The sequence below is a fragment of the Mesorhizobium helmanticense genome (assembly GCF_003034915.1).
GTDB classification, from domain to species: Bacteria; Pseudomonadota; Alphaproteobacteria; order Rhizobiales; family Rhizobiaceae; genus Mesorhizobium; species Mesorhizobium helmanticense.
In genome coordinates this window covers 21,087-27,120 of record NZ_PZJX01000060.1, presented here as the reverse complement: position 1 = coordinate 27,120, position 6,034 = coordinate 21,087, and the positions used below count along the sequence as shown (strand labels likewise).

The following is a 6,034-nucleotide window of genomic DNA, read 5'->3' as shown; positions in this document are numbered from 1 at the left end:
GGATTCTTACGTTTATTTGCCAAGCGACACCGGAATTTCACGGCGCGTTTGGTGCTCTCCTTGCGATCGACCGCGAAGCCCGCCCGCTCCAGCACCGCGGCACACCGCACGCCGCTTCTGAGTTCCTCGACGTCGCTCTTTTCCATTCCACTCCCGGCACCCATCAGGTTCCGGCCTTTCCTGTTCGATTTCCTTCCCGCGTATCCCGCGGGACCAGACCCAACCGCCGCGAAGAGCGAAGGGGAGGGGCAAGGGCGCGGCTGGCAACTGAGGAATTCCGCAGGGTCAATGGGGATTGCCCGGCCGCGGCGCAGCCTCCCTTGCCGCCGCCCGCTCGCAAGCGGCACCATCACGGCGCATCGGCGCGTCAATCGGCAGGCGGCTGGGAAGCAGTCCGCGCAGCCCGGCAATTCGTACAGGGTGAGCCGTCAGGTTCGAGGCCGGGGTGTTGCGGTAAAAGCTGTTTTGGGCAAGACTTTCCCAGGCAAATCAGGGCGTTTCGCCCGGCGATCTTGCTGTCAGCAAAAAACAGGTCGCGGTTATGTTGAATCGAAACCCGTACAAAGCGGGATCGTCGAGGGAAGTGATGCGATGACGATAGTGGACCGGCTGCGGGCCTGCTGGGGATTCAGTCCGAATGTCAACCGAAATGTCGCCCTGGTGGACGGCTTTCTGAATGGCAAGACCATTGCCGAGCTGGCACAGGAACATCGTCTTTCGAAAACCAGGACGCGCCAGATCATCGAAAAGGCCGACCGGCTCGTGGGCGGGGGTATTTTGACCAAGGCCGAACCGTCCGAGGCTCCGCCACGATCCGATTTCATGGCAGCCTATCGGTATGTGTGGAGCCTGGCCGAGACACACCGGCTCGGGAGCGTCGCGCCACACCACTTTTTCAAGGAGCTGCAACGCGCGGGATCACTGGAACGGCTCGTTGACCACATCAAGCGATATCCCAAGCGCGCTCCGCTGACGTGCGAGCTCATACGCCTCGTGTGGCTGAAGGAGACGGGCGAAAGCCCCTGGCCTGCGATGAAGCGATCGAAGATCGCGATCGCGGAACCAGGCTGCGCGTCTGATCATCCGGATCGCGGGCTTCATTGCCAACGCGCGCTGGAACCGGCTGTCCGGGAATTGGTTGAGAGCGCCGCGGCGGCCGGATGGACCAATGACGAGATCGCGGGTGCACTCCTCGAAGTCGCGCGCGCACATCAAATGTGACAATTGCGATAAGAGGCACCGCGTGACCAGGCCGAGGGCGAACGGGAAGGCAGTTCGCCGGCCATTCGCTAAGGTCACGCCTCGCCTGGTCGGCCGAAGAGCGCTACTCCAGAAGCATCTCGGTCATGCCTCGGCCGAGATGCGGAAGGCACAGGCAAAAGGTTGAGGAAGACAACCGCAATTGACGTGTTCAGGGCGATGACTAGATTGCCTTCGCGCGGGCGCGGATTGCCCGCCTTGCCAAGATAAGGAATAGACGCGTGGCTACAGGTACGGTGAAGTGGTTTAATGCAACAAAAGGCTTTGGGTTCATTCAACCGGACGCCGGCGGAGCGGACGTTTTCGTTCATATATCTGCCGTTGAACGTGCCGGATTGAGGAGCCTCGCCGATGGCCAAAAGGTCAGCTATGAGGTCGAGCAGGACCGGCGCACCGGAAAATCGTCTGCTGGCAATCTCCAGGCGATTTAAGTCGCTCAAAGGCCGCCCATTTTTGAGCCGGCCTTTGCAAATCACCTCTCCGCGCCGATAGGTGGCTGAGTATCCAGGCCGGCACCAACCCCGGGCTGCGATCCCGTTTTCGCAGCTAGGCCAAGGCCGGTAGCGCCGCAGCGATCTGCAAGCGTTACCGACAACCTGACCGGTACGCGCAGCTGTGCCCTGCAAGTCGTGCGCCTTTGCGAATAATCACCAAGGAACGGACGAGCGCAGGGATGCTTGACACCCCGGAATCTTCGATGCCCGTTGCTCGACGGAACGCCGTTATCCAGACTCTGCGTTCTGTCGTATCGCTGTGACGTTTACAGTACACGATCAACGTTGACGACATCCTTCCCCCACATGGCAAAGGCTGATGCACGGTACGGACGGCGCAGACCGTTACGCTTTTCAAAAGACTGTTCCGCAGAACGGTTAGGTGGCGCGCCACCTAACCGCACTTATGCATCGGGTGAGATTTTGTGGCGGAGCCGTCCTGGCGCCAGCCGGGGTCTGCCAAATCTGGAATCCTCCGCCACATAATATTTCATGCCTCTCTGACGGACGCGGGATCCCCCTGCGCCGCAATGCTGGAGGGGCAATATGCTCGAGTTCTATTTTTCGTATCGTGGGGTACTCAAGCGCCTGCGTAGCGGTGCGCTCGGCGGGGCGACCCACATCGTACGACGAGCGGCGGCCAAGGCAGTGGCCATTAGGCCGGACTTGGCCGAAAAGCCCATATCGCCACACATCTTCCGGCACTCCCTCGCCATGAAGCTTCTCCAGTCCGGCGTGGATCTTTTGACGATTCAAGCCTGGCTCGGGCACGCACAGGTCGCCACAACCCACCGCTATGCCGCCGCGGATGTCGAGATGATGCGCAACGGACTCGAAAAGGCGGGCATCGAGGGCAATTACGGGGCGCGCTTCCGGCCCACTGATGCCGTTCTGCAACTGCTGAACAGCATCTAAGCTAAAACATTATGTGGCGGAGGATGCCAGATTTGGCAGACCCTTGCTGGCGCCAGGACGGCTCCGCCACAAAATCTCACCCGATGCATAAATAGGGATCGGCAGAAAGCGCCTGAGCGACCAGGCCTGTTATGCCCTTGCGGAAATCAACAGGACGGGAGGCGACCACGACCCTCAGGTCCGAGCGCAGTGCGATCACGCCGTCGCCCGCACAGCTGACAGGACCGCCATCAGGTTCGCCTGGTCCACCTGGCCGTTCAGCCGGATCCGGGTACCGTGAAGCTCAAGCTCGATATCGCCTGCGCGGCTTACCCCTCCAGGCCGTTCGCTGGCCGTCGTGGTCACGACCGGCACGAACCGGAATGCGTCATCGCCGGCGCTCGCTCGCTGCCGCGCGCAACGACGCCAGGTGTGCAGGAGCCCGATGCTGACCCCGTTGCGCCGCGCCACCTCCGACACGTTGGCGCCGGGCTCGAAGCTCAGGGCCGTGATCCTGGCCTTTTCCTCGCGCGACCAGCGGCGCCGCCGCTCCCGGCCGGTGATCAACTCGATCCGGCGGATCCCCCCAGCCTCGCCGCGCTCCCTCCGATCGCCTTGCGTACCATGCTGATGATTGTGCGTGTCACCACGCCAATCCCGTTGCGCACCATGCTGATGATTATCATCAGGCGTCGTCATCGCCGAACTCCGTCAAAAATCGACGGTGATCATCCGGTTTTGGGCGCGCGGAAAAAAGATGGGGCGCCCGCACCAGTTACTGCCGATTGCCCAGCCCAGATGTGGATGTTGGCAACCCGGTGAGTAGATGACATAAGAGACCCTAGTGGTCAGATTCTAGTAGGGCATGGGTCACTGATGAGAGACATCGATGCTTTCGACTTCATAGAGCGCTGCGAATTTCATCGGCGGCCGAAAAGTCTGCTGGACGATCTGCTTTCCTCGGTGAAGGAGCTTGGGTTCGACTATCTCATTTTCAGTGGCATACCCGTCGACGGTCGAAAATTGACCTCGATGGTGGAACTGAACGGTTGGCCAGAGGGCTGGTTTAATCGGTACGTGGGCGCCGATTATGCCGTTGTCGATGGAGTCTGCATCTTCGCTGCTCGCACGCTGAAACCCTTTTTCTGGACGGAGATCCCAGAAGCGCTTTCCTCGACAAAAGGATCGCGGGCGGTGCAAGCGGAGGCGAAAGACTTTGGCATCCGCAGCGGGTTCGCGATCCCTATGCTCAGCCTAAATCATGGGCGGTCCATAATGTCTTTCGCATCACCGGCCGACAGGTGCGATATCTCAGCTCGTGAGAAAAAGCGGCTTGTCACCATGGCCATGTATGCTGGGCAATCGTTACTTGCAATGGATGAAAGCGCACCTCGCACCCCAATACTCACTCGGCGTGAAAAAGAGATGCTGCATTGGGCAGCGCTCGGCAAAACGGCTTGGGAAACATCGGAGATCCTTGGCTTGGCGGAAAGAACTGTCGAGTGGTATCTCCAATCGGCGCGAAAAAAATTCGGAGTCGCCAAGACCATTCAAGCGATTGTCGAAGCTGTACGACGCGGAATCATACAGCCTTGAACCTGTCAATCCCGTACTTCTTGCAGGTGACGACCGGCGTTCGATTCGTAACGTTCTGTTGCGAACAAGCGAGGAGAACGGTGGTGATTCAAGCGCACGTTGTCACGAGCGACAACCAGCATCTCTACGAGCACGAATTCGAGCAGTTCCTGCGCCGGCGACACGATATCTTCGTCAGGCAAAAAAGCTGGCGCCCAGAAAGCCCCGATGGCCGGGAGGTCGATGAGTTTGACACGGACGCGGCAACCTACATTCTTGGGATGGAGGATGGCGACGTGGTGACGTCAGCCCGGCTGATACCCACCAGTCAACCCCATTTGGTTTCCGAGATGTTCCCGCACATGTGCGAGCGCGCTGGAGTGCCCTGCCGGCCGGATTGGGCGGAGTGGACTCGAACCTACGTTGTGCCCTCCAAGCGCAGCGCATCCCGTCGCGGAACTCTCACCGAGTTGTGTTGCGCTGTGATGGAATTTGCACTCGAAGAGGGGATTTCGGCAGTCGGAGGAATCCAGGAGACCCCCTTCATGTCGCACCACCGAGTTCTCAAATGGCAAGTTATGCCGCTCGGCCGAGCACGCGATATCGGCGGCGAAAACTGCATAGTGGCTTATATTCAAGTCGATGAAGATGCCCTTAAAAGCGTTCGCCGCCTCCTTCGTATAGATAGTTCGCTTCTCGTAAGGCGGGGCTTGAAAAGACCATTTGTACGGGGCGGCGTTCTGGGTGGAGCGGGAGAGCGACATCCCAGGATCGAAGCAATCATGGCGTGAAGCGCGGTGTAGGCGCAGCGCTGAGAATTCGCGTCCTTCGCCTCGCCTCCTTCTCGCTGTGAGGCATGAAAGGGACAATGCGAGAGCAAAGATCGATCGTGCTATGATGAGCGTTAATCTACTCGGTGAATTTGGGATCTCGGTTGACGGTCGCCGTATTCACTCCGATCTCGGGCGAAGTGGCCGGAAGATGGCGGCATTGCTTTTTGCCTTCCCAGGGCGTCTTTATCGCCGAGAACGAATAGCAGATCTTTGCTGGCCAGAACTCGATCCCGAGCGGTCGCGGGCCGCTCTCAACTCAGCCCTTTGGCGGCTTAGACAAATCCTGTGTCAGGACCCATCGAGCGAGCGGGGACAGAACCTTCGGTCTATTGGTTCCGATATTGTCCTCGAACCGCAGTCATGGCTCAAGGTCGACTCTTGTGTGCTCGCAGGGACCGCAACGTTAGCCAGCGACCAGATCGAAACATCCCAAATGCCGTGCATGAAGTCCATCAGATCCGCAATCGATCTGTATGACGGGCAATTTCTCGAGGCGGAAGATTTCGACCAGTTTGCCGCCGAGCGAGAGAGAATTCATACCTGTTTTGTGAACTTGTCCACCATTGCCTTGGAACGCTATGCATCGGCTGGGGCGTACCCGGATGCCATATCCATCTGCCATAAAGTATTGTCTTTTGACCCGTTCCACGAACTGTTTATTCGCCGTCTCATCGCTTTGTTGTTTTTGAATGAACAGCGAGCCGGCGCATTAAGGTTTTATGAGAAATGGAAAAGCGCCCTCCGGGCCGAAATTGGGGTTGATCCAATGCCCAATACGGCCAGAGTGGGACAACAGGTTAGATGCTGCCAGAGTCCGACTGATTTTGACGAAATTCGCCAGATAGTGTTCTCCAGCGAGGATAATGGCGGGGCGTAGTTCCCCGCTGCGTTCATCCTTTCTTGAGGGTCCCATACAAATGCCATCCGGACGCGACGACTGAGCGGCGACGAGTCGGGTCAGTGACGGAAGGCCCGTCA

At 58.9% G+C, this 6,034-nt stretch carries 7 protein-coding genes; 6 read left to right on the top strand and 1 reads right to left on the bottom strand.

All coding sequences use genetic code 11. From position 1 onward, the window contains the following. Positions 1-591 precede the first annotated feature (591 nt). The 3 genes from C9427_RS30520 (at position 592) to C9427_RS30505 (ending at position 2,669) form a co-directional block, all read left to right on the top strand. Positions 592-1,221, top strand: coding sequence for a hypothetical protein (locus C9427_RS30520; protein ID WP_107652740.1), 630 nt, complete (start codon positions 592-594; stop codon positions 1,219-1,221). 260 nt (positions 1,222-1,481) lie between these two features. Further along, positions 1,482-1,691 (top strand): cold-shock protein, encoded by a 210-nt coding sequence (locus C9427_RS30515; RefSeq protein WP_107652739.1) that lies wholly within the window; start codon positions 1,482-1,484, stop codon positions 1,689-1,691. 609 nt (positions 1,692-2,300) lie between these two features. Continuing rightward, on the top strand, positions 2,301-2,669 hold the full coding sequence (locus C9427_RS30505) for a tyrosine-type recombinase/integrase (RefSeq protein WP_245437224.1): 369 nt from the start codon (positions 2,301-2,303) through the stop codon (positions 2,667-2,669). A 195-nt stretch (positions 2,670-2,864) separates the two neighbouring features. Here the strand turns inward: C9427_RS30505 and tnpA are convergent, their stop codons facing one another. After that, positions 2,865-3,347, bottom strand: coding sequence for an IS66-like element accessory protein TnpA (tnpA, locus tag C9427_RS30500; RefSeq protein WP_107652736.1), 483 nt, complete (start codon positions 3,345-3,347; stop codon positions 2,865-2,867). A gap of 177 nt (positions 3,348-3,524) precedes the next feature. Between tnpA and C9427_RS30495 the strand changes: the two genes are divergently transcribed. The 3 genes from C9427_RS30495 to C9427_RS30485 all read left to right on the top strand — a co-directional run bounded on the left by C9427_RS30495 (position 3,525) and on the right by C9427_RS30485 (position 5,933). Then, entirely contained in the window at positions 3,525-4,244 is a 720-nt protein-coding gene (locus tag C9427_RS30495) for a helix-turn-helix transcriptional regulator (protein ID WP_107652735.1), read from the top strand. A gap of 83 nt (positions 4,245-4,327) precedes the next feature. Beyond that, on the top strand, positions 4,328-5,014 hold the full coding sequence (locus C9427_RS30490) for an acyl-homoserine-lactone synthase (protein WP_107652741.1): 687 nt from the start codon (positions 4,328-4,330) through the stop codon (positions 5,012-5,014). Between the two features lie 106 nt (positions 5,015-5,120). Next, entirely contained in the window at positions 5,121-5,933 is an 813-nt protein-coding gene (locus tag C9427_RS30485; RefSeq protein WP_208636442.1) for an AfsR/SARP family transcriptional regulator, read from the top strand. Positions 5,934-6,034 lie beyond the last annotated feature (101 nt).